Origin of the sequence: Gilliamella mensalis, from assembly GCF_900103085.1 — a bacterium.
GTDB lineage: Bacteria > Pseudomonadota > Gammaproteobacteria > Enterobacterales > Orbaceae > Gilliamella > Gilliamella mensalis.
In genome coordinates this window covers 18,510-40,190 of record NZ_FMWR01000022.1, presented here as the reverse complement: position 1 = coordinate 40,190, position 21,681 = coordinate 18,510, and the positions used below count along the sequence as shown (strand labels likewise).

Genomic DNA, 21,681 nt, shown 5'->3' with positions numbered 1-21,681 from the left:
TTTTCTGTGTATTTTTATTTGTGATTTTCCTATTATCATAGATAACTTAATTCTTTGTTATCAAAATAACATCACTACCAGGAAGCGGCATTTTAAAAATATGTTTTTTGATTTTGCCCCATACTTGCATTTCACAAGCTTTACAATTGAACTTTAACAACAATTCTTCATTATTTTGAATCAATTTCATTGGTGTAACTTTGGTTTTAACACCCTGAATTCCTTTTGCTTGTTTTGGACATAAATTAAACTCAAATCGTAAGCAATGTTTTGTTATCATTAATGGTGCATCATCTTTAACTTCATGTGCTTCATAGGCGTTCTCGATTAATTCAACCCCATGTTGGGTATAAAATTCTCTTGCTTTATGATTATAAACGTTGGCTAAAAAGCTTAAATGATTTTCAGGATAAATTGGAGCTGGCTTCTGTTCAGGTTTACGTTTTTGGGGACGATAATTCGCTAATCTTGTGGCTGTCAATTTATCAATAGCATCCCGTCTAAATTGGTTAAGTTGGCTACTTGGAATAAAATAAATGGTTGATAAATTCACTTTAAAATTAGTTAGATAATATATAGTTTGTCCTAATTTTGATAAATTATCGGTAATGTTTTTTAATGATTTATCAGGTTGATCTGCAAGATCGAATGCCCCATTTAGTTCTTGCTTAACACAAATCCCCTCTTCACTTTTTGCTATTAGCTCAATTCCGTTTTTGATATTATGTAGTTCAAATGACACGCCAATTCTACGATTACTTGATTCTTTCAATAAATTTTGTTGCCACATGTGATCGAGATTTCGATTAACCACATAAGGTAATTTAACTGAAAAAAGTGGTTTAGGGATTTCATTTGGATAAATTCGGTATTGATTGACCGAAAGTTTTTCAACTTTATCGGCTCTAAATCCAAAAATCTCTCGTTTTATTAGTACATTTAAACCATCTCCATTAGTTAATATTTTCTCAGATTTAATGTCGATAGTTTTTGGAGTTACCTCAATTATCTCTCCAACTTGCAAGCCAATAAATTTAGGCGAATCGAAAGCGCCTATATTTGGCTTTCTTCCATGCAGAAAATAATCTGTACTTCCTCGATGAAATGTTCGGTTAGGATCTGGTGTAAAAAAGTATTCGGTTCGACCGCTTGACGCAGGTTGTAAATCTGGTGATTGAGTTAAAATATTATCTATTTTTTGACGATAAAAAGCGGTAATATTTTTGACATAACTTATGTCTTTATAACGCCCTTCTATTTTGAATGATCTCACACCAGCTTGAATTAATTCGTTCAAATTATCCGATTGATTATTATCTTTCATTGATAATAAATGTTTTTCATAAGCAACAATACGACCTTGATTATCTTTTAAGGTAAAAGGAAGCCGACAAGCTTGGGAACAATCTCCCCGATTTGCACTACGCCCTGTTTGTGCATGAGAGATATAACACTGTCCAGAAAATGCCACACAAAGTGCACCATGTATAAAAAACTCTATTTTTGCATCAATCTGCTCATTAATTTTGGTTATCTCAGCTAAATTAAGTTCACGAGCCAATACTATTTGTGAAAAGCCCACATCAGACAAGAATTTGGCTTTTTCAGGTGTTCGAATATCCATTTGAGTGCTAGCATGCAAATCTATCGGGGGAATATCCAGATTTAAAATACCCATATCTTGCACAATTAACGCATCAATACCCGCATCATAAAACTGCCATATAAGTTGTCTTGCTGCTTCAAGTTCGTTATCGTGAAGAATGGTATTTAAGGTTACAAACACTTTTGCATAATAACGATGAGCAAATTCGACTAACTGAGCAATATCGCTCACGGAATTACCAGCATTATGCCTAGCTCCAAAGCTAGGTCCACCTATATACACGGCATCTGCGCCATGTAAAATGGCTTGCTGTGCAATTTCAATATTTTTAGCGGGGCTAAGTAATTCTAATCTATTATTGGTGCAATGATATGACATTATTAACTCTTTAAAAAAGCAAATTTTTGATATTTTTATTTGACAAGCATTATTATTAATTTAGTCACGCTTGTCAAAAAGTTTCAGATGATTATACGTTTGCGTATAAATATTGTTATAGCTTAGCTAACTTTAATTTTGGTAAGTATTATTTCGTAAAGCTTCTATACGTTTTTCTAAGGGAGGATGAGACATAAATAATTCTGAAAATTTTGCTTTTTTAGCACCATTAATACAGAATGCTAAGATTGAAGTATCTTCACTTGGCTCATAGCTAGTTTTAAGTTTTTCTAAAGCTGCAATCATTTTTGCGTTTCCAACTAATTTAGCCGAACCAGCATCAGCATGAAATTCTCGATAACGAGAAAACCACATAGCTATAAGGCTTGCTAAAATACCAAATACCATTTCAAACACCATAACTATTATAAAATATGTTAATTGTGATAAGCCGCGATTGCGATCATCCAATGCTTGAGCTACAACAGACGCTAAAGTTCGTGAAATAAAAATAACAAAAGTATTAAGTACACCTTGTAATAAAGTCATTGTAACCATATCACCATTAGCAACATGACTCATTTCATGACCAATCACCGCTTCAGCTTCATCTTTAGTCATCGTATTTAATAAACCAGAACTTACCGCAACAAGAGAGCTATTTTTGCTTGCACCAGTCGCAAAAGCATTAACGTCTTGAGCATCATAAATAGCAACATCTGGCATTTTTATATTCAGTTCAGTTGATAAGCGACGAACAATATCAAGTAACCATTGCTCTTGATTATTACTTGGTTGGATAATGATCTGCCCTCCTACTGATCGCAAAGCTATTCGCTTAGACAATAGAAGGGATATAAAAGATCCACCAAAACCAAAGATTGCTGCAAAAATAAGTAATCCTAGCGTACTATGTGAATCAACGCCTAAGATACTTAGAATAATTCCGAATACAAACATAACAGCTAAGTTAGTTAAAATAAATAATCCAATTCGCATCATAATAAATATTTCTCTTTTTATTACTATTTTAAATTATTAAAAAATTAATGGGGGTTATCTCTAAATATGGCTAATAATATATTATAAATAGCAAAAATATAACTCTAATTTGCACTAATATACAATTTTCAATTTTCAATTTTCAATTTTCATTAGGAGTATTAGATAAAGTAATTCAAGGCATAGAAAACTACTTTGATGGGCTAAAAATTCACTTAATAAGTAGATAGTTATATATGTACAATGTGATAGCTTAATTATTATTCGACAAGCATTATTGTCAATTGAGTAATGCTTGTCGAAGATTTCAGATAAGTATACGTTTTTATATAAAATTAGTTATATATTCACTAACCATTAACCTTTATAATTCCTACTTCTTAAAGCTTCTACACATTTGTTTTTTTATGCGGCAATTATTAAAGTAATACCATTCATAGTATAACCCCCATGGGTCCAATTTTCACAATAGTGGGGCGATCTTCAGATATTTTTTTAGTATTTATTAAATTATCTATTTGATCTAAGGCTAATTCTGGATTATCAAAACTAACTCCAGACAGCATATCAGGGGCAAATCTCCACCACTGCTGTTTTAGTAATCTTTCAATAATTTTATCATTGAATCTGTAACGAATTACTTTAGCTGGTACACCACCTACTATCGAATAAGGTTCAACATCTTTGACAACAACGGATCCAGCTGCAATTACAGCGCCGTCACCAATAGTCACGTTTGGTGTGATAGTAACATTTGTTCCTATCCATACATCATTGCCAATTGTTGTTGTTTTATTAGGTTTTTTAAAAACGATTCCACTTTCCAATGGATATTCTATAGGTATGGGAAAAGCTCCCCACTGAAAAGGACTTGTTGATAACCAATTTGTGGGGTGATTACCATCACCTATTTTGACATCAGGCGCTATTGAACAATAGCGCCCTATCGATTTTAATCCTGGTGATAATCTGCAACCCTTCCTTATATATGTATATGCACCAATAGAACCTTTGAATGATATTTCACCTCCAATTTTTAGAGGTGCTTCACATAAAACTTCAGCGCTATTTTCAAATATAGTTCCTTTATATGTATATATTTTATGTTTTTGCAGAATGACTTTTTGATCGTGATTCATATTATCGGCTCCTATTTGAATATATAAAGCTATTTTTCAAATGATGATTTTAAAGGAAAATAAGACTCTAAAAAATCAATAGTCAAATCGTTTACAGATAAAAGTTTATCTTCAGGAACTGCAACATCATTAATACAAATAGTTTTATATTTTCGTGTTTTGAAAACACCATTAAACTGCTTATCAATTGTTTTTTTGTATAAAGCTAAATAACGATGTGGTAAGATGGACGGCACTGCTAGCCCTTTTTGGAATCCATAATGATACTGCATAAAGGCAATTGGTCTTAAATCATTTTTAGACCTAAACCTTTCTTTTTCACATTTCGAAAATTCCATTTCGAATTTATCTTCTAGAAAATATAAAAGGCTTCTTTTGGAAGGATAAGGACAGTGCAACATTATATCATTACCAGATTTTCCAAGCTCTTTTTTAATTAAGCCAATTGCGTTACGATCAGATAATAAATATTCTTCTCTAGAGTCATCAATATCATCTTCATAAACTCTAGTTTCAGCAGGGAAATACTTCATAATCCCATTAGCAAAGAAAAAATCTTCCGGCGTGCAAAAATCTGTTAACATAAAATCATCATTAAAATAGAGGAAATTTTCTGATAATCCATCTATATGATGAAGCTGTGTTTCAATACTACTTGAGTTAAAAGTAGGTAAAGCATCTTTATTTTTATAAATATCTTTATGATCGATTAGCTTTATTTTAGCATTGTTTATATCTAACCATTCTGGAGTTTGCCCACAAGTTACAATAAAAATGTTTCTTATAAATGGCGCAAACATTTCAAGAGATCTTAAAAGATATTTTAACTCATTTCTATTTCGAAAACGTTCATCTTTAGTTGCCCTTCCTTCCCCGTGTAACGAGTCAACATGATTGGAATATAAATCTTTTTCAGCTTTCCACTCAGGATCATCTCCGTCAACCCAAGTAATTACGGCATCGATCGGGAAAGAATGACAAATTGAACTAGATTCTAAGTATTCATCTAAATTTTTATTACAATTAACATATTTTTTAAATGTTTCAGGAGTCAATTTACTAACAAATTTGTTACTTCCTTTAATTGTATAAAGAGATAGAGCTGAATATGAGTCTTGTTGACTCCAAAAGTATATTCTTATAAGTGAATAGTACTTATTTGAAAAAGATTTAGTAGAATATTCATTTTCAATGTGAATTAAATCAAAAAATTTAAGTTGAGGAATATCTACTTTTTTCTTAATATTTTTTATTAAGAAAAATTCATTATCGACTTTTAGATAGTAGCTTTCTTCTGAGAACCAATATTGAAGCATTTTTACAAAAATATCCAAATTTTTATAATCAATATGGATTCCTTTCATCCATGGATCCTCAGCGGCTCCTGTCATAAATGGGATATTTATTAATTTACAAAGTTCAATTAATCTTTCATAAAATAATTGACCATTATCATTAATAGCAACTCTTTGATAATAAGTTGGGGTTTTCTTTTTCTTTTTACCCTTATCCTTATCCTTATCTTTATTTTTTTCTTTATCTTTATTTTTATCTTTATTTTTTTCTTTATCTTTATCGTTTGTTTTATCCTTGTTAAATGCCATATCTTCTAAACCCATGGCAGATAACTCGGTTAAAATATTGTTATTTCTTTTAGCTTTATAATTTCCAAAGAGAAGCTTGGGATTGAGAAACAATCTTTTTGTTTTTGCTGTAAGTTTCATGAGACTCCTTATATTTATAAATTAATAAAATACCTTAGTAAAAATTATTTGTAAAATTTTTTTAAAAATTCAGTTAAATCATCTTTATTATATGAAAAAGATGATTTTTGTGAAATAAAGTCATTTGCACAAATAGAGTGAGGTAATCTTTTGTTTTTATTTTGATGATTTAAAATATTATAGTTTGTATTAGCAGATGCAGAGCGAATATTGAAATAGTAACAAATATCTCGAGCCAATATTGATTTTCCCTCAAGATACATCATCCATGGCACTAAAAATGTAGCTAAATTAATATCATTATTAGCTCTAAAGCGATTACTAATAAATTTACTAATATCTTCAAAAAAATAAGACCATGCCAAATTAAAATAAGATTTTTTTAATGGTATATAAGTATGCACCAAAGGAATATTTATATCTTTTCCATACTTTTTAAATAATAGTTGCCTAGAATTTAAACTTGCTGATAATGTAGGTGTATTAACCCCCTTTTTAAGTATCAAATCTAAATTTTTCCTATTTAAGAATAGAGATGTTAAATTATTTCCACTTATAAAATGTGATTTAGGTAATTTTCTAGCAACAAATACATCATCATTAAAATAAATAAAGTTTTCAGATAAGTTAGGGATATTATGTAAATGGGCCTCTATAACATGAGAATTAAATGTGGGGAGATATGCTTTATCAATTATTTGATTATGATCAACAATAACAACTTTATTTTTATTGGATAACACGAATTCTGGGATTTGATCATCTGTAACCAAAAATATATTTCTTATCCATGGCATAAAAAGTGCAATACTTTTAATCACATAAAATAATTCGCCATGATTTTCAAATCTTGCATTATCTATAGATATTGGATTGATTACATTTATGTTCTGTTGCTTTTTATAGTACTCCAACTTTTTAATCCATTTTGGATCATGATTATTAACCCAAGTGATAACAACATCGATGGGCTCATTACATGTATTAATATCAATATTATGCAATTTAAAATCATTTGTAATTAAAATTTCTTCTTCAAAGATATCATGTTTCTGCTCATCGAAAGACAGGGGATATTTTTTTATTAAATAATCCCTTAAGAATACTTCTGGATTTTTGAAAAATTTAGTCAGTTTACTCATAAAATGATATACTAGTTAGCATTAAGTTTAAAATCCTTATAATAAATAGAGCCTTTAATTTGAGATTTATTATATAAATAGCTTCTATACCTTTCAAAGAGTTGAGTGTCAGGTTTTTTTCCTTCCTTCCAAAAACGGTTTAATCCTTCCTGGAAAGTTAGACCTTTTATATCATAATGAGCATTACTCAAAGCTATTACTGGTAGCCCGTGAATAAGTGCTGAAAGTCCACAAGTACTGTTAACTGTAACTAGTCCTATTGCTTTCCTCAATAAAATGGGCATAGGGATACCATGAATATATATAACTCTTTGACTAACACCATAACGATTAGCCAATTTTTTTATTAATCGAGCGTAATTATGAAAGCCGTCATCCATTGGATGATGCTTAATTAATAAATAGTTTTTTTTATCAGCAAATAAAGAAAAGGAACGAATAACTCTAAAAATATATGATTTCATAGAATGATAGTGGCTATGAACTTGTATTTGAAAATCCTCATTACATTGCAAAGGGAAAATATAGAATGGTTTATAATCATTGTTAATGATATTTTTTATTAATTTAGGGTGGGTTAACTTTGCTTTAAATTTTCGAATTAATGCCAAAGTCCAACGAGAAGCATAAAAAGATAATGATGTTTTTCTATGATGTACATAATTAGAATATTTATATTTTTTAAAAAATATAAATATATAATAGATAATTCCAAAGTAAGCCATTGAATAATAATGGCATTTATTTTTACTTTCATCAATAGACGTAATTTCTATACTTTGATAAAAATCATGATTTTTAGGTATGAGAGAAAAACCATTAACTCCATTTTTCTCAAAGGTAATATAATGGGGTCTGAAATAACCCTCTTCAAACACCCAAAATGATAAATTAGAATTAGATTCCACTATTGATTTAGCTATTTTATGATAAATTCGGCAATCACCAAAAACAACAATCGCATCAATAGTATGTTGTCGGATATAATCTTTTAAAAATTGGGGAAAAGCATCAATTGATTCGTAGAAGGAAACACTGTCGTGTGGATAGAAATATTCATCACCTCCATTCAAGTTTATTTTATAAACATTACATCCAGAATTTTGTAACCATGCTGCAACATTTTTAAAAAAAGGACCAATAGGACCCTGCAATAAAAGTATATTACTCTTAGTATGGGCTAATTCGTATAAATAGTGACTCATTGCTTTCTTTGTAAAAGGTTAAGTTAGCAAAATAACTTACTTTGATATGTAAAAATATTTAAATTTTTTTATTAGGATATCATAAAAATATATTAATTTTTGTAAATTTTTGTAAAAAACTATAGGTTGTCAAAATTTACTTTTGTACTTAAGTCACACTATTATTAGTTTAAATTGCTGAATTTGCAGTCAGGTTAGCGCTGAATAGAATTATCCGCGTCGGCAAGTCTTACAAATAAGAAAAATAAGTTGCTTTAATTTGTTGAGTTGTTTTTTTAAGTAGCTTTGTTTGATTGGTTTTGTTTCTTTTATTTTTTGATCATTAAAATAACCAATTAAAGTTTCAGGATCTGTAAAATCTAAAGAATCAGGATGAATATAAATAGGATAATCATACATCACAATATAAATTAATTCTTGAAGTGTTAATGACCTATTTCTCCTAATATTAGGATAAATATCAACTGTTAATCCCCAACCTGAGTAAAATGGTTGACCATAACATACTACTAATTTATTTCTAATTAATGCTTCAAATCCGGCTAATGAAGTGATTGTATGAACTTCATCAACTTGCTCAATACAATCAATAATATTAATAAATTCAACAACATTATCAACATAATTGCTTATTTCAACTTTATTTACATTTCCAATTCGATTACCACTTAAAACATCTGGGTGCGGTTTATAAATAATATAATCATTGGGATTGTTTTGTCTTACTGTTTTTATCAGGTCTAGGTTTGTTTTAATAATGGGTGAGCCATACATAATAGATGCATCGTCTTCAACCTGTCCTGGTATTAAAATGATCTTTGCATTACTGTTACTCGGTCTAATATTAATTTTTTCACCAACATTGTATTTGCCTAATTTTGTGACAATTAATAAATTTTGTAGTGAACTAGCTTTTTTTCTTTCCCATTTATTGACCGTTTTATTTGCTAATAAAAATTCCAATTCGCTAATATTTTGAGAATTAAAGTAAATACCTAATTTATCAATAACCAATGAATATGGCATCGTTAAATTAGAACCTAAACCAATTGAACGAATAAAGCCATCTTCAATACGATATGGATTCAAACTGTTAATAATTGGGTATAGTTCCTTTTTTCCCTGTCCCCATATTAATAATTTTTGCTCTCTCAGCTTTTTTGCTTTTTCTTCATCATTAAGCATTTTTGTAAAATAACTTAATGAATAAAAATAATATTTTACAGAAGGTAGCTTTAAATAAGGCAATAATACTTGTTTCTTCCAGAACGAAAATCCAACTAAATTAATTGTCCCTCTCAGCTTGTTATTCAGCGCTTTGATTTTTATTAAATAGTTAATAACATCAAAAATATCCCCTTCTTTACCTGTATTAGGGTTAATATATTTGCAATATAATAAATAACTTGCAGTAAACAACTCTAAAACTGTAGCGTGAGTTCTTCTATTGCTTACTTGTAAACGATTTATATTTGTATGCCTATCATCTGTTACTCCCCAAGCAGCATACCAAGGTAAGCCAAAAGTAATAACCTGTTTCCCTAATAAAAGGGCTTCAAATCCCATATGTGATGTGACAACATAAACTTTATCAAAATGTTTAAGTAATGAAAGAGAGTTTACATCTTCACTAAATAATATTACAGACTTCTGATTAGCAATTTGAGTTAAATAACCTTTTTTATACCCATTGATTACATCTGTATGAGTTTTTACATAAATAGTTGAAGACGGGTTCTCTTTGAGAGCGCAATTAAGCATTGATATGAACGTTTGCTGATTTGCTCCACCTAACTCGACCGACATATCGCCAAATGTTTGATCAATGACTAATACTTTTTTAGTTTGATTGCTGTTTTTATCATTGAATCCTAAAAAATCAGGCGCATGATTATATTTTGATAATTGTGCATCAATAATTAAATTTATTGCAGAAATAGCTTTATTAACGTTGTTATCTAGAAGTTTTTTATTTTTTATTAATATCTCTAATTCTGAAGGAGTTCTAGCATCATAATATACTCCAATACTATCAGCAATAAGTGATAATGGAGGATATCCTTCCAATCCTAAACCAATAGAACGTAAAAAACCATCTTCAAGAGCGATAAAGGGTAGTAAATGTTTAGTTGCATATGTCCTAGCTTTAACCGTTGTTGATCGATATCCCCAACCAGCAATTGCATCAGCTTTTCGGATTGTTTTATAACCAAATGATAAATTAGGGAAAAAATTATTGATATTTTTTATAGCTAGAATTTTTTTCGAGAAGACGGCGACATTTTTCATTTAGCGATCTAGTAAATTAGTAAAAGCAATTATAAATATTAAGCAATTTTCAGGCGATCATTATAGTAAGTATATGCTTGTTCAATCGTATCAAATTGATATAGACAGCCTTCGTCTAATACCATTGCTTTATCACAATAGTTTTTTATAGCATTCATGTTATGTGAAACTAAGATTAGAGCACGATCTTTTTTATTTTCGAATAATTCTTTTTTGCATTTTTCTGTAAATCTAGAATCACCAACAGCAATGACCTCATCAATCAGATAGCAATCAAATTCAATTGATAATGATAATGCAAAAGCTAGCCGAGCTTTCATTCCGGAGGAATATTTTTTTATGGGCTCAAATAAATAATCGCCTAATTCAGCAAAATCCTCAACATATTTTTTTGTCTTTTCAATGCAACATCCATAAATGCGACAAATAAATTTTAAATTATCCATCCCTGACAAACTACCTTGAAAACCACCTGAAAAAGCAAGTGGCCATGAAATTGACATATTTCGTACTATTGAGCCTGATGTTGGTTTTTCAATTTCACTAATAAGTTTAATAAGAGTGGATTTTCCGGCACCATTTCTTCCTAATATGCCTATTTTCTCTCCTTTTTTTAAAGAAAAATTAATATTATTTAAAACTGTTTTATATCCTTTCCTTGTTAAATATTGTTTACTTACATTATTAACTATTATCATTAATTACCCTCAAGAATATTATTTTCATTAATCTTAACCATAGTTAATCCCACAAATAATAAAACGATATTACATAAAACTAAATAATTTACGTTTTGATGTGTTATAACTGATGGACCGAAATATCCCGAGCGAAACATTTCTGTACCATTAACAGGAGGAATATAAAGTAATAATTTTTGAATTTCCTGGGGGAAGGTATCAACCCAAAAAAATGTTCCAGAAAGAGGCATGAGTACGAAACTTAAAGTACCCCATATTTTATTAAACACTTCATACTTGGCAGATAAAACAAAGATGATTAAACCTAAACCTATAGAAAACCAACACATTAACCCCCAAGCACATAGCATATAAAAAGGATCATAAGGTATCGCTATCAATCCTATAAAAGTAAAAAGTAATATAACAAATACTTGAGCTGCACTGGCTCCAATCATTTCAAGAAAAACACGAGCATAGACTAAATCTAAAATTTTGATATTACGATGATATAGCAATGCTTGATTACTGATAACTGCACCTTTTGCTCTAGACGAGGCATTGCGCCACATCATTGCCATTGGATAGCCAGTTAATACAAATGCAACAATATTAAGATTAGAGAGGGAATTTATTTTAAAAAAAAACCACATGAAACTTATTAACAAAGTTAATGACATAGGCTCAACAAATAACCAAAGAAAACCAATATTATTACGTCCGTATCGAGTAATAATTTCTCTTAAAATTAAGGCATTCAATACATTAAGTTGTATCTTTAACGAGCGTTTAAATGTTTTTTTTGCGGTCATTCCTGTCATTAATCTTTATGCTCTCTTACACCTGCTATAAGCAAATTAATAATACCATATATTAGAAAGCTAATTATAAAAGTTGCGATGATATTATAAATCCGTGTAGGCTTAAATGATACATCTGACAGACTAGGTTGTTCAATCCGCTCTAGATAAAGTTGTTTTTTTGTTATTTCAACCTGCGCGTTACGTAGCGATAATGTTGCTGCTTCAAATTGTTGTTTAGCCACCGTATTATTAATTAATATTTGCTGATATTCTGCTAAATTAGCATCCTCTTTTTTATTTTTTTGAAATTCAGCTAGTGCTTGTGCTTCTTTCTTCATCTGTAATTCAGCATTTTTTAATTCTGCTAGTGATGCTGTTATAAGATCTTGTTTGGCTCGTAAATTTATTTGATTCACAAACCCTTCAGCCTGCCTTAATAATTGTTCATTTATTTTGTATGCATCTTGCATATCAAAAGCATTTACATTGATTGTCGCAATACCTGTTGAGCTATCGAAATTAACACTTATCATATTGCTCATATATCGATAAAAATATTCTTTTTTATTATAAAAATCAAGATTAAATCCATTAAATCGGGATATGATGTCTCCTTTTTTCGTATACCACTCTTGTACAGGCAAAACTTCTTCGACAGAAGATAGCGCATCTCTAGATTTAATATATGATAAAACTACATAAGAATCATCATTAGAGCGTGAAATTCCAACTTTTGAAAAAAAACTCCCTAAACCGCCCAATGATGATTGGGTATCCGAAGATCGTATAATATACGTTGCCTCTGATGTATATATATTTTCAGCTATAAATCCAAAATAAATTATTGATAATAAAGTTGGTAATGTAACAAATAGATATAATAACCAACTTTTTTTTCTTTTAAAATTTAAATCCATAAAATCTCATAAGTGCACTAATCAAAAACTTACTCACTAATCTGACTAACTTGATTAACAACTCCAATTCCTGGTGAAAAAATTGCATATAAGAATTTTTGTAGTTCAAGTATTGGCGCAGATGCAACATAAACAATATCATTGTCTTGAATTTTAAAATTCTTCATTACGAATAAGGAGTTAGGGTTATTCAAATCTAATTGGTAAACTGTTGGCACTAGTTCCTTTCTATTATCAGCTAGTAATGTATCTTGATATCTAAATACAAATACGCCTCTAGCATCAGACTGGTTATCTCGTAAACCACCGATACGAGCTAAAGCTTGTGACAAGTTAATTCCAATGGCTTCAAATCGGACCTCTTTGGTTGCGCCAATAGCTCCCATAGAAATGAAAGAACTAGGTTTGTTCACCAAAGTGATCACATCATCTTTCTGGAGTTGTACATTAAATTTAGGATTAGATAATACCAAGCTTAATGGAATTTCGTTAACTTTATTATTTCGAGTAATTTTTATTAATGTATCTTTAATATCATACATATTGTTACCTAACATGGTAACCGCATCAAGTAGTTGTTCTCCTTTAGCTGTTATTGGCATCTTACCGCTAAATTTATCTCCAATAACGGTAACGCTTGATGACCTTTTTTCTAAAACGGTGACAATTACTTGTGGTCTATTTGCAATACCGGATAATTTTTCAATTATCTCTTTTTGTACCTGAGATGGGGTTTTATTAACAACTCTGAGATTTCCAACAAACGGTAAAGAAATAAATCCTTGAGAATCAACAACAACTATTGGTAATTCAGTTAATGCTGTTTTCGGTGCACCTGTATCACTTGGACTTGTAAATAATATTGCGGGGGGAGTTTCAATTACCGAAAATTTTAGGCTATCACCTTTTCCAATCCAATCCACTTTATTAGCTTGGTTATCTGCCTTATTTATAAAATTGGCTAAGTTAAGTAAATTAGTTTTACTTTCTGCCATAAAATTAGGTGACGCATTTAAATTGACAATTTTTACTTTATTATAAATTTCATCTAATTCAGTATGCTGTTTATTTATATTTTTTATAGAAGAAGAATTCGGTCCTGAATGAGGTAAAAAAGTGCATCCACTTAAAATCATTGCTAATGCTATTGGAAGAAGGGAGGGTGATTTCAAAATAAATTTCCTTTTTATCAATAAGTTATCTATTTTCAATATAATATCGCAATATTATAAACTCACACTATCTTTTTTTTACAATACCTAATTTTATTTATAATTTTAAAAAATAGATAAATTTACTATAGTCTATGCCTTGGAGGAGACTCCATCTGCTACATCCCACACACATATTTTTTACTTTGGCTGCTTCCTTCCGGATCTGACCTGGTGAGCAAAAAAATGTTGCAAGAGAACCTATAGAGCCTCCATTGAGGTGGAGATATTATGCTTTATTTAAGAAATTAATACAACTATTTTATAAAAAAGAAATTAGCCTTCCTAATATTTCCAACAAAAGAAAGGCCATCATATTACGAAAGCAGAATTAAAAAATTAGCAATTATATAACTAAATTTTTTTCTACACGCTCCCTAAATTTGATACCAGGTCTAAATGTAACAACTCGACGAGCCGAAATGTCAACACTTTCACCGGTTTTTGGATTACGACCAGGACGCGATTTTTTATCACGTACTGCAAAATTACCAAATCCAGATAATTTAACTGGTTCCCCTTTTTCTAAAGCCACTCGAATCTCCTCAAAAAAGAGCTCTACAAGGACTTTAGACTCTTGTCGATCAATGTTAAATTTTTCGGCAAGACGATCTGCAATATCAGCTTTAGTTAATGTCATATTATTATTCTCTTAATAGTGCTTTAAAACGATTTTGTAAAGCAGTGACGCACTTGCTTACAATGTTAGCTATATCTTCTTCTTCTAGTGTACGTGATTTATCTTGTAAAATCAAACTGATAGCAAGGCTTTTTTGATCTTCTTTGATGTTTTCTCCCTGATACACATCAAAAAGATTAACTTTAATAAGTTGCTCTCCGCCTGCTTTTTTACACTCTGAAATAATATCCGCTGCAGGTATTGTGTTTGCAACAATAATAGCAATATCTCGTTTATTCGACGGATATTTGGATAAGTCTTGAGCAACAGGAGTCTTTTTTTCACTAATTTTAGCTAAATTTATTTCAAAAACAAGCGTTTTACTATTTAAAGATAATTTTTTTTCAATTTCTGGATGTAAGACCCCAAAATAGCCTATTAACTCATCATTTAAATAAATCGCTGCACTTTGCCCTGGATGTAAGGTGGAGAGCTGTGATTTTTTAAATTGTACTTTATCCTCACAGCCTAAAAGAGAAAAAATTGACTCAAGATCACCTTTAAGATCGTAGAAATCTACATTATTTTTAGAAAGCTGCCAGTGATCTTCGTATAAACTACCTGTAACAATACCAGATAACATCAGTTCTTGGCGTACACCTAACTCACATTTTTCATCAGGAATAAAACGTAAACCTGTTTCAAATAATCGCACACGTGCTTGTTGACGGTTTTGGTTATATAATACTGCATCTAATAACCCAGACCATAGTGATAAACGCATAACTGACATTTCACTTGAAATAGGATTAGGTAGCTTGATTTCTGGTTGCTCGGGATGAAGAATTTTCTGAACTTTTGGATCCACAAAACTATATGTAACTGCTTCTTGATAACCTTTATCAACTAATAAGTCTTTAACTCTTCGTAATGGTATTCGACTTTCTGGTTTTGGTTTCATAACCGATTCTATTTTCAGATTAGCATTTGGAATATTGTTATATCCGTAAATTCGAGCTACTTCTTCAACTAAATCTTCTTCAATTTGTAAATCAAAACGCCAACTTGGAGCTTTTACAATCCAAATATTATCTTTGTATTCAACTTCACAACCAAGTCTAACTAAAATATCAGTAATCTTTTGTGTTTCGATTGTATAACCAATAATACGATCAATTTTATTGCGGCGTAATTGGATAGTTGCTTGTAGTGGAAGTTCATCTTTATGTGTTACATCAACAATTGGACCAGCTTCACCACCACAAATATCAATTAATAATTGGCTTGCTCGTTCCATTGCAGTAAATTGTAAAGAAGGGTCAACTCCTCTTTCGTAACGATGTGACGCTTCTGTATGTAAACCGTATTCACGAGCTTTACCTGTTATTACTAATGGGTTAAAAAACGCAGATTCAAGAAAAATATCTCTAGTTGTTTGCGTTACACCTGATTTCTCTCCGCCCATAATTCCTGCTAATGCTAAGATTTTTTGGTGATCGGCAATAACTAAGGTTTTATCATTAAGTTTAACTTCATTACCATTAAGTAAAACAAGTTTCTCCTCTTTTTGGGCATAACGAACAGCAATACCCTTCTCTATTTCAGCCAAATCGAACGCATGCATTGGATGACCAAGTTCTAATAATACATAGTTGGTAATATCAACAATTGCATCAATAGAGCGGATTCCACCACGACGTAGTTTTTCTTTCATCCATAATGGCGTTGCTGCATTAATGTTGATGTCTTTAATTACACGACCTAAATAACGTGGTGCTGCTTTCGGTTCATCTATCTGGATTGGTAATGTATCATTAATTGTTGCAGATACACTGTCAAATTTTAGTTCTTTCATTGCAATATTGTTAACTGCAGAAATATCTCTGGCAATACCAACAATTCCAAAACAATCCGCTCGATTTGGTGTAACACTAATATCTATTATAACGTCATTAAGATTTAAATATTCACGAATATCCATGCCTAAAGGTGCGTCATCTGGCAACTCAATGATCCCATTATGATCATCTGCAATTCCCAATTCAGAATAAGAACAAAGCATACCTTCCGAAGGTTCGCCTCGTAATTTAGCCGCTTTAATTTTAAAATCGCCAGGTAATACAGCGCCCACTGTAGCACATGCAACAGTCAAACCTTGTCGACAATTTGGCGCACCACAAACAATATCAAGTAATTCTGCTTTACCGATATCAACTTTTGTTACACGAAGTTTATCTGCATTAGGGTGTTGCATGCATTCAACAACTTTACCTACAACTACCCCAGTAAAATCACCCGCTACTTTTTCGACATCATCGACTTCTAAACCTGCCATTGTTAATTGTTCGGCTAGTATTTCGCTACTAATTTCTGGATTGATCCATTCACGTAGCCAACTTTCACTAAATTTCATGTTTTGATCTCCAGAATTAATTAAATTGCTTTAAAAAACGTAAATCATTTTCAAAGAAAGAACGCAAATCAGTGACACTGTAACGCAACATAGTCAATCGTTCTATTCCCATACCAAAAGCAAAACCACTATAGATTTCAGGATCAATACCCACATTACGTAATACATTAGGATGTACCATTCCACAACCTAACACTTCTAACCATTTACCATTTTTAGCTTTAATATCAACTTCAGCTGAAGGCTCAGTAAATGGAAAATAAGCAGGTCTAAAACGAATTTCCATATCATCTTCAAAAAAACAATGGAGAAAATCGTGCAATAACCCTTTTAAATGTGTAAAGCTGATATCTTTATCAACCAGTAAACCTTCCATTTGATGAAACATAGGTGTATGAGTTTGATCATAATCATTGCGATAAGTTCTTCCTGGGGCAATAATTCGGATTGGTGGTTTTTGGTTTTCCATTGTGCGAATTTGCACCGTTGACGTTTGTGTTCTTAATAATCGTTTTGCATCAAACCAAAATGTATCGTGATCTGCACGAGCTGGATGATGAGCTGGAATATTTAAAGCATCAAAATTATGGTAGTCATCTTCTATTTCAGGACCAGTTTCAACAACAAAACCAAGTTCACCAAAAAAGTCGACTAATCGATTAATTGTTTTTGTGACTGGATGTAATCCACCTAATTCAAGTGACTTTCCTGGCAACGTAATATCAATTGTTTCATTAGCTAGTTTTGCATCAAGAGCCTGACGCTCTAAAAAATTGCGCTTTTGATTTAATATTTCAACTACTTCTTGCTTTGCCTCATTGATTTTTTGACCGACAGCTGGACGCTCATCGGCAGGAACATTACGTAAAGAGGCCATTTGTATGGTAAAGTAGCCTTTTTTACCAAAATATTCTACTCGAATTTGTTCGATCGAATTAATATCATTAGCACTTTCAATAGCGGATTTGGCATTATTAACCAGTTCAACTAATTGAGACATACAGTTCTCCTGCTTATTGTTCATTGCATAAAAAAAGCCTCTTTTGAGGCTTTTATAATCATTTTTCGTTTTTTCTTTGCCTCACGAATTAGTATTGCTAAAGAAATCAAAAAAGAAACGAAAAATAACTATGGTCATAGTTAATCTATCCTTTTAAAAATATCAAAATTAGAATGATAAAAGCCGAGATAACTCGGCTTTTATAAAGTTATTATAATGCCGCTTTTGCTTTTTCAACTAATGCAGCAAATGCATTTTTGTCAAATACAGCAATGTCAGCAAGGATCTTACGATCGATTTCAATTGATGCCTTCTTTAAACCATTGATAAAACGGCTATAAGAAAGACCACATTGACGAGCTGCAGCATTAATACGAACAATCCACAATTGACGGAATTGGCGTTTACGTTGACGACGGTCACGGTAAGCATATTGTCCAGCTTTAATTACAGCTTGGAAAGCAACACGATACACACGTGAACGAGCTCCATAATAACCTTTTGCTTGTTTTAAAATTTTCTTGTGACGTGCACGAGCAATAACACCACGTTTAACACGAGCCATAAACTATATCCTCTAAATAATTAACCAAAATTAAGCGTATGGAACACACGCAGTAACTAAACCTAAATCGCCTTTTGACACAGTCGTCAAACCACGTAAATGACGTTTACGTTTAGTTGATTTTTTAGTTAGGATATGGCTTTTGTTAGCTTGCTTATGCTTAAAGCCACCAGAAGCTGTTTTTTTAAAGCGCTTTGCTGCGCCTTTTACAGTTTTAATTTTAGGCATTTTATTAATTTCCACTTCGCATTGTTAATAAAAATAAAATAATGGTGTAATTTTCAATAAATCAAAAACTAGCTTGTAAAACCACTATTTCTTCTTAGGCGCAAGCACCATAATCATTTGCCGACCTTCGATCTTAGTTGGATAAGACTCAATAATCGCCAAATCAGCTAAGTCTTCTTTAATGCGGTCAAGCATTTCAGAACCTAACTGTTGGTGAGCCATTTCACGACCACGAAAACGTAATGTGACTTTAGCTTTATCGCCATCTTCAAGAAAGCGTATCAGGCTGCGGAGTTTTACCTGATAGTCGCCTTCGTCTGTACCAGGTCGGAACTTAATTTCCTTAACCTGAACAACCTTTTGCTTTTTCTTCTGCTCTTTTGTTGCTTTACTCTTTTCATAGAGGAACTTGCCATAATCCATAATTCGACAAACAGGTGGCTCTGCATTAGGGCTTATTTCAACTAAATCTAAAGTTGCCTCTTCAGCTTGTTTTAAAGCTTCATTTAAGCTTACTATACCGAGCTGCTCACCATCGACGCCGGTTAATCTCACCTCTCGAGCGGTAATTTCATCGTTGATCTTATGTGCTCGTGTTGACTGAATTCGTTTACTGACTTTAATATCTCATTCCTCCAAATTAATTTATCATTAATTCATTTGTTCTAATGAACGACTATGAATTTCGTTAAGCAACAATTCTATAACATGTTTCACTTCAAAGCTACCAAGATCTTTACCTTGGCGAGTTCGAACTGAAATTTTTCCTGATTCCATTTCTTTGTCTCCACAAACAAACATATAAGGAACACGTTTAAGAGTATGCTCGCGAATTTTAAACCCTATTTTCTCATTTCTCAAGTCCGCTTTTGCTCTAATACCAACTTTTTGTAGTTGCGCGGTTAATTGTTTTGCATATTCAGCTTGATTATCGGTAATATTAATTACTGCAACTTGTAATGGAGCAAGCCATGTAGGAAAAAATCCTGCACAGTTTTCAGTTAAAATTCCCATAAAACGCTCCATTGAACCTAAAATGGCTCTATGAATCATAACTGGAACATGGCGTTCGTTATCTTCACCAACATAAGTTGCATCTAAACGTTCTGGCAGCATAAAGTCTAGCTGAACTGTACCACATTGCCATGCGCGACCTAAACAGTCATGTAGGGTAAATTCGATTTTTGGACCATAAAAGGCACCTTCACCAGGTAGATATTCAAACTCAATGCCGTTTTCAGTTAAACATTCGGCTAAATCTTTTTCTGCAAGATCCCATGTTTCATCTTTACCAATGCGTTTTTCAGGGCGAGTGGATAACTTAACAGTAATATCTGTAAAACCGAAAGTGCTATAAGTATCATAAACCATTTTGATACAGCTGTTTACTTCACTGCGAATTTGACTTTCAGTACAAAAAATATGTGCATCATCTTGGGTAAAACCTCGCACACGCATCAATCCGTGTAAAGATCCAGATGGCTCGTTTCGATGACAACTACCAAATTCCGCCATACGTAATGGTAAATCACGATAAGATTTTAAACCTTGATTAAAAATCTGTACGTGCCCTGGACAGTTCATTGGCTTAATACAATATTCACGATTTTCAGATGAAGTAACAAACATTAACTCTTTATAATTACCCCAATGCCCTGTTTTTTCCCACAAAATACGATCCATCATAAATGGACCTTTTACTTCTTGATAATCATACTCTTTCAATTTAGTGCGAACAAAAACCTCAAGTTCACGGAAGATAATCCATCCATCATTATGCCAAAACACCATACCAGGTGCTTCTTCTTGCATATGATAAAGATCAAGCTGCTTACCTATTTTACGGTGATCTCGTTTAGCAGCTTCTTCTAAAAATTGTAAATAGCTATCAAGTTGTTTTTTATCTGCCCATGCTGTTCCATAAATACGTTGTAACATTTTATTGTCACTGTTACCACGCCAATAAGCACCTGCAACTTTTTGCAATTTAAAATGGTGGCAAAAACGCATATTAGGTACATGTGGTCCACGACACATATCAATATATTCTTCATGGTGATAAAGCGCTGGTTTTGAATCTTTAGGAATATTTTCATCTAAAATGGCAATCTTATATGGTTCATGACGTTCCCAAAATACTTCCCTAGCTCGTTCCCAACTAACGACTTCTTTTTTTACTTCATAATCTTTTTTAGCCAATTCATGCATGCGTTTTTCTAATGCATCAAGATCTTCCTGCGTTAATGAATGATCTAAATCAACGTCATAATAAAAGCCATTATCAATTGTTGGACCGATTGCCATTTGTATATCCGGCCATAATTGCTTAATAGCATGACCTAATAAATGCGCACAAGAATGACGAATAATTTCAAGTCCATCTTCGTCTTTAGTGGTAATAATGGCTAATGTTGCATCTTGCTCAATGATATCAGAGGCATCTTTACGCTCACCATTTACACGCCCAGCTATACAAGCTTTTGCCAGACCTGCACCAATACTTTGTGCAACTTCTAAAATGGTAACGGGTTTATCAAATTGGCGTTGACTTCCATCGGGAAGAGTAATAATTGGCATAATAAATCCTTATAACAGTGGTGCGCCACACGAAAGCGCACTTGCGTACATAAATAAATTGGTCCAATATACTACCACTTATCATTAAGATTTTAAATAGAAAGAATCAGTTTATATCAACATAAGTAAATTCATAATACATACTAACTGTCAAGTTTACTTGAAGAAATATCTTCACAAAAA

Annotated in this window: 18 protein-coding genes and 1 other RNA gene; all 19 read right to left on the bottom strand. The window is 31.8% G+C overall.

The genetic code is table 11. From position 1 onward, the window contains the following. Positions 1 to 46: 46 nt before the first annotated feature. Complete coding sequence (locus tag BQ5209_RS10350; RefSeq protein ID WP_085248746.1) at positions 47 to 1,984, bottom strand: peptidase U32 family protein; 1,938 nt, start codon at positions 1,982 to 1,984, stop codon at positions 47 to 49. 132 nt (positions 1,985 to 2,116) lie between these two features. Continuing rightward, on the bottom strand, positions 2,117 to 2,986 hold the full coding sequence (gene htpX / locus BQ5209_RS10345; RefSeq protein ID WP_085248744.1) for a protease HtpX: 870 nt from the start codon (positions 2,984 to 2,986) through the stop codon (positions 2,117 to 2,119). A gap of 434 nt (positions 2,987 to 3,420) precedes the next feature. Beyond that, on the bottom strand, positions 3,421 to 4,125 hold the full coding sequence (locus tag BQ5209_RS10940; RefSeq protein ID WP_085248742.1) for a CatB-related O-acetyltransferase: 705 nt from the start codon (positions 4,123 to 4,125) through the stop codon (positions 3,421 to 3,423). 29 nt (positions 4,126 to 4,154) lie between these two features. Then, positions 4,155 to 5,849, bottom strand: a complete 1,695-nt coding sequence (locus BQ5209_RS10335) for a stealth family protein (RefSeq protein ID WP_085248740.1) — start codon at positions 5,847 to 5,849, stop codon at positions 4,155 to 4,157. Positions 5,850 to 5,893: 44 nt separating this feature from the next. Then, a complete protein-coding gene (locus BQ5209_RS10330) occupies positions 5,894 to 6,991 on the bottom strand; it encodes a stealth family protein (RefSeq protein WP_085248738.1) in 1,098 nt (365 codons plus the stop codon). 11 nt (positions 6,992 to 7,002) lie between these two features. Beyond that, a complete protein-coding gene (locus tag BQ5209_RS10325) occupies positions 7,003 to 8,196 on the bottom strand; it encodes a capsule polysaccharide biogenesis protein (protein ID WP_085248736.1) in 1,194 nt (397 codons plus the stop codon). A 210-nt stretch (positions 8,197 to 8,406) separates the two neighbouring features. Next, on the bottom strand, positions 8,407 to 10,485 hold the full coding sequence (locus BQ5209_RS10320; RefSeq protein ID WP_085248734.1) for a capsule polysaccharide biogenesis protein: 2,079 nt from the start codon (positions 10,483 to 10,485) through the stop codon (positions 8,407 to 8,409). Positions 10,486 to 10,523: 38 nt separating this feature from the next. After that, positions 10,524 to 11,183 (bottom strand): ABC transporter ATP-binding protein, encoded by a 660-nt coding sequence (locus BQ5209_RS10315; protein ID WP_085248732.1) that lies wholly within the window; start codon positions 11,181 to 11,183, stop codon positions 10,524 to 10,526. After that, a complete protein-coding gene (locus BQ5209_RS10310) occupies positions 11,183 to 11,977 on the bottom strand; it encodes an ABC transporter permease (protein ID WP_085248751.1) in 795 nt (264 codons plus the stop codon). The genes BQ5209_RS10315 and BQ5209_RS10310 overlap by 1 nt, the downstream gene beginning before the upstream one ends. Positions 11,978 to 11,985: 8 nt before the next feature. Continuing rightward, entirely contained in the window at positions 11,986 to 12,885 is a 900-nt protein-coding gene (locus tag BQ5209_RS10305; RefSeq protein WP_085248730.1) for a KpsE/RkpR family capsule polysaccharide export protein, read from the bottom strand. Between the two features lie 29 nt (positions 12,886 to 12,914). Next, on the bottom strand, positions 12,915 to 14,057 hold the full coding sequence (locus BQ5209_RS10300; protein ID WP_143421915.1) for a polysaccharide biosynthesis/export family protein: 1,143 nt from the start codon (positions 14,055 to 14,057) through the stop codon (positions 12,915 to 12,917). Positions 14,058 to 14,206: 149 nt separating this feature from the next. Then, an RNA gene (gene ffs / locus BQ5209_RS10295) (signal recognition particle sRNA small type) lies at positions 14,207 to 14,302 on the bottom strand. Between the two features lie 140 nt (positions 14,303 to 14,442). Next, positions 14,443 to 14,736 (bottom strand): integration host factor subunit alpha, encoded by a 294-nt coding sequence (locus tag BQ5209_RS10290; protein ID WP_085248726.1) that lies wholly within the window; start codon positions 14,734 to 14,736, stop codon positions 14,443 to 14,445. 4 nt (positions 14,737 to 14,740) lie between these two features. Beyond that, entirely contained in the window at positions 14,741 to 17,128 is a 2,388-nt protein-coding gene (gene pheT, locus BQ5209_RS10285; protein WP_085248724.1) for a phenylalanine--tRNA ligase subunit beta, read from the bottom strand. Between the two features lie 16 nt (positions 17,129 to 17,144). Beyond that, a complete protein-coding gene (gene pheS / locus BQ5209_RS10280) occupies positions 17,145 to 18,128 on the bottom strand; it encodes a phenylalanine--tRNA ligase subunit alpha (protein ID WP_085248722.1) in 984 nt (327 codons plus the stop codon). A 211-nt stretch (positions 18,129 to 18,339) separates the two neighbouring features. Beyond that, positions 18,340 to 18,693, bottom strand: coding sequence for a 50S ribosomal protein L20 (gene rplT, locus BQ5209_RS10275; protein WP_024496189.1), 354 nt, complete (start codon positions 18,691 to 18,693; stop codon positions 18,340 to 18,342). 30 nt (positions 18,694 to 18,723) lie between these two features. Beyond that, a complete protein-coding gene (gene rpmI, locus BQ5209_RS10270) occupies positions 18,724 to 18,921 on the bottom strand; it encodes a 50S ribosomal protein L35 (protein ID WP_034945602.1) in 198 nt (65 codons plus the stop codon). Between the two features lie 84 nt (positions 18,922 to 19,005). After that, a complete protein-coding gene (gene infC / locus BQ5209_RS10265) occupies positions 19,006 to 19,545 on the bottom strand; it encodes a translation initiation factor IF-3 (RefSeq protein WP_085248720.1) in 540 nt (179 codons plus the stop codon). Between the two features lie 27 nt (positions 19,546 to 19,572). Beyond that, entirely contained in the window at positions 19,573 to 21,498 is a 1,926-nt protein-coding gene (gene thrS / locus BQ5209_RS10260) for a threonine--tRNA ligase (protein WP_085248718.1), read from the bottom strand. Positions 21,499 to 21,681 lie beyond the last annotated feature (183 nt).

Excerpts from the sequence above, each read along its gene's own strand:
- BQ5209_RS10325 (WP_085248736.1), bottom strand. The coding sequence starts at position 8,196 with ATGAGTCACTATTTATACGAATTAGCCCATACTAAGAGTAATATACTT.
- BQ5209_RS10315 (WP_085248732.1), bottom strand. The coding sequence starts at position 11,183 with ATGATAATAGTTAATAATGTAAGTAAACAATATTTAACAAGGAAAGGA.
- thrS (WP_085248718.1), bottom strand. The coding sequence starts at position 21,498 with ATGCCAATTATTACTCTTCCCGATGGAAGTCAACGCCAATTTGATAAA.
- BQ5209_RS10320 (WP_085248734.1), bottom strand. The coding sequence starts at position 10,485 with ATGAAAAATGTCGCCGTCTTCTCGAAAAAAATTCTAGCTATAAAAAAT.
- htpX (WP_085248744.1), bottom strand. The coding sequence starts at position 2,986 with ATGATGCGAATTGGATTATTTATTTTAACTAACTTAGCTGTTATGTTT.
- pheS (WP_085248722.1), bottom strand. The coding sequence starts at position 18,128 with ATGTCTCAATTAGTTGAACTGGTTAATAATGCCAAATCCGCTATTGAA.
- rpmI (WP_034945602.1), bottom strand. The coding sequence starts at position 18,921 with ATGCCTAAAATTAAAACTGTAAAAGGCGCAGCAAAGCGCTTTAAAAAA.
- BQ5209_RS10330 (WP_085248738.1), bottom strand. The coding sequence starts at position 6,991 with ATGAGTAAACTGACTAAATTTTTCAAAAATCCAGAAGTATTCTTAAGG.
- BQ5209_RS10940 (WP_085248742.1), bottom strand. The coding sequence starts at position 4,125 with ATGAATCACGATCAAAAAGTCATTCTGCAAAAACATAAAATATATACA.
- BQ5209_RS10290 (WP_085248726.1), bottom strand. The coding sequence starts at position 14,736 with ATGACATTAACTAAAGCTGATATTGCAGATCGTCTTGCCGAAAAATTT.
- BQ5209_RS10335 (WP_085248740.1), bottom strand. The coding sequence starts at position 5,849 with ATGAAACTTACAGCAAAAACAAAAAGATTGTTTCTCAATCCCAAGCTT.
- rplT (WP_024496189.1), bottom strand. The coding sequence starts at position 18,693 with ATGGCTCGTGTTAAACGTGGTGTTATTGCTCGTGCACGTCACAAGAAA.
- BQ5209_RS10350 (WP_085248746.1), bottom strand. The coding sequence starts at position 1,984 with ATGTCATATCATTGCACCAATAATAGATTAGAATTACTTAGCCCCGCT.
- BQ5209_RS10310 (WP_085248751.1), bottom strand. The coding sequence starts at position 11,977 with ATGACCGCAAAAAAAACATTTAAACGCTCGTTAAAGATACAACTTAAT.
- pheT (WP_085248724.1), bottom strand. The coding sequence starts at position 17,128 with ATGAAATTTAGTGAAAGTTGGCTACGTGAATGGATCAATCCAGAAATT.
- BQ5209_RS10305 (WP_085248730.1), bottom strand. The coding sequence starts at position 12,885 with ATGGATTTAAATTTTAAAAGAAAAAAAAGTTGGTTATTATATCTATTT.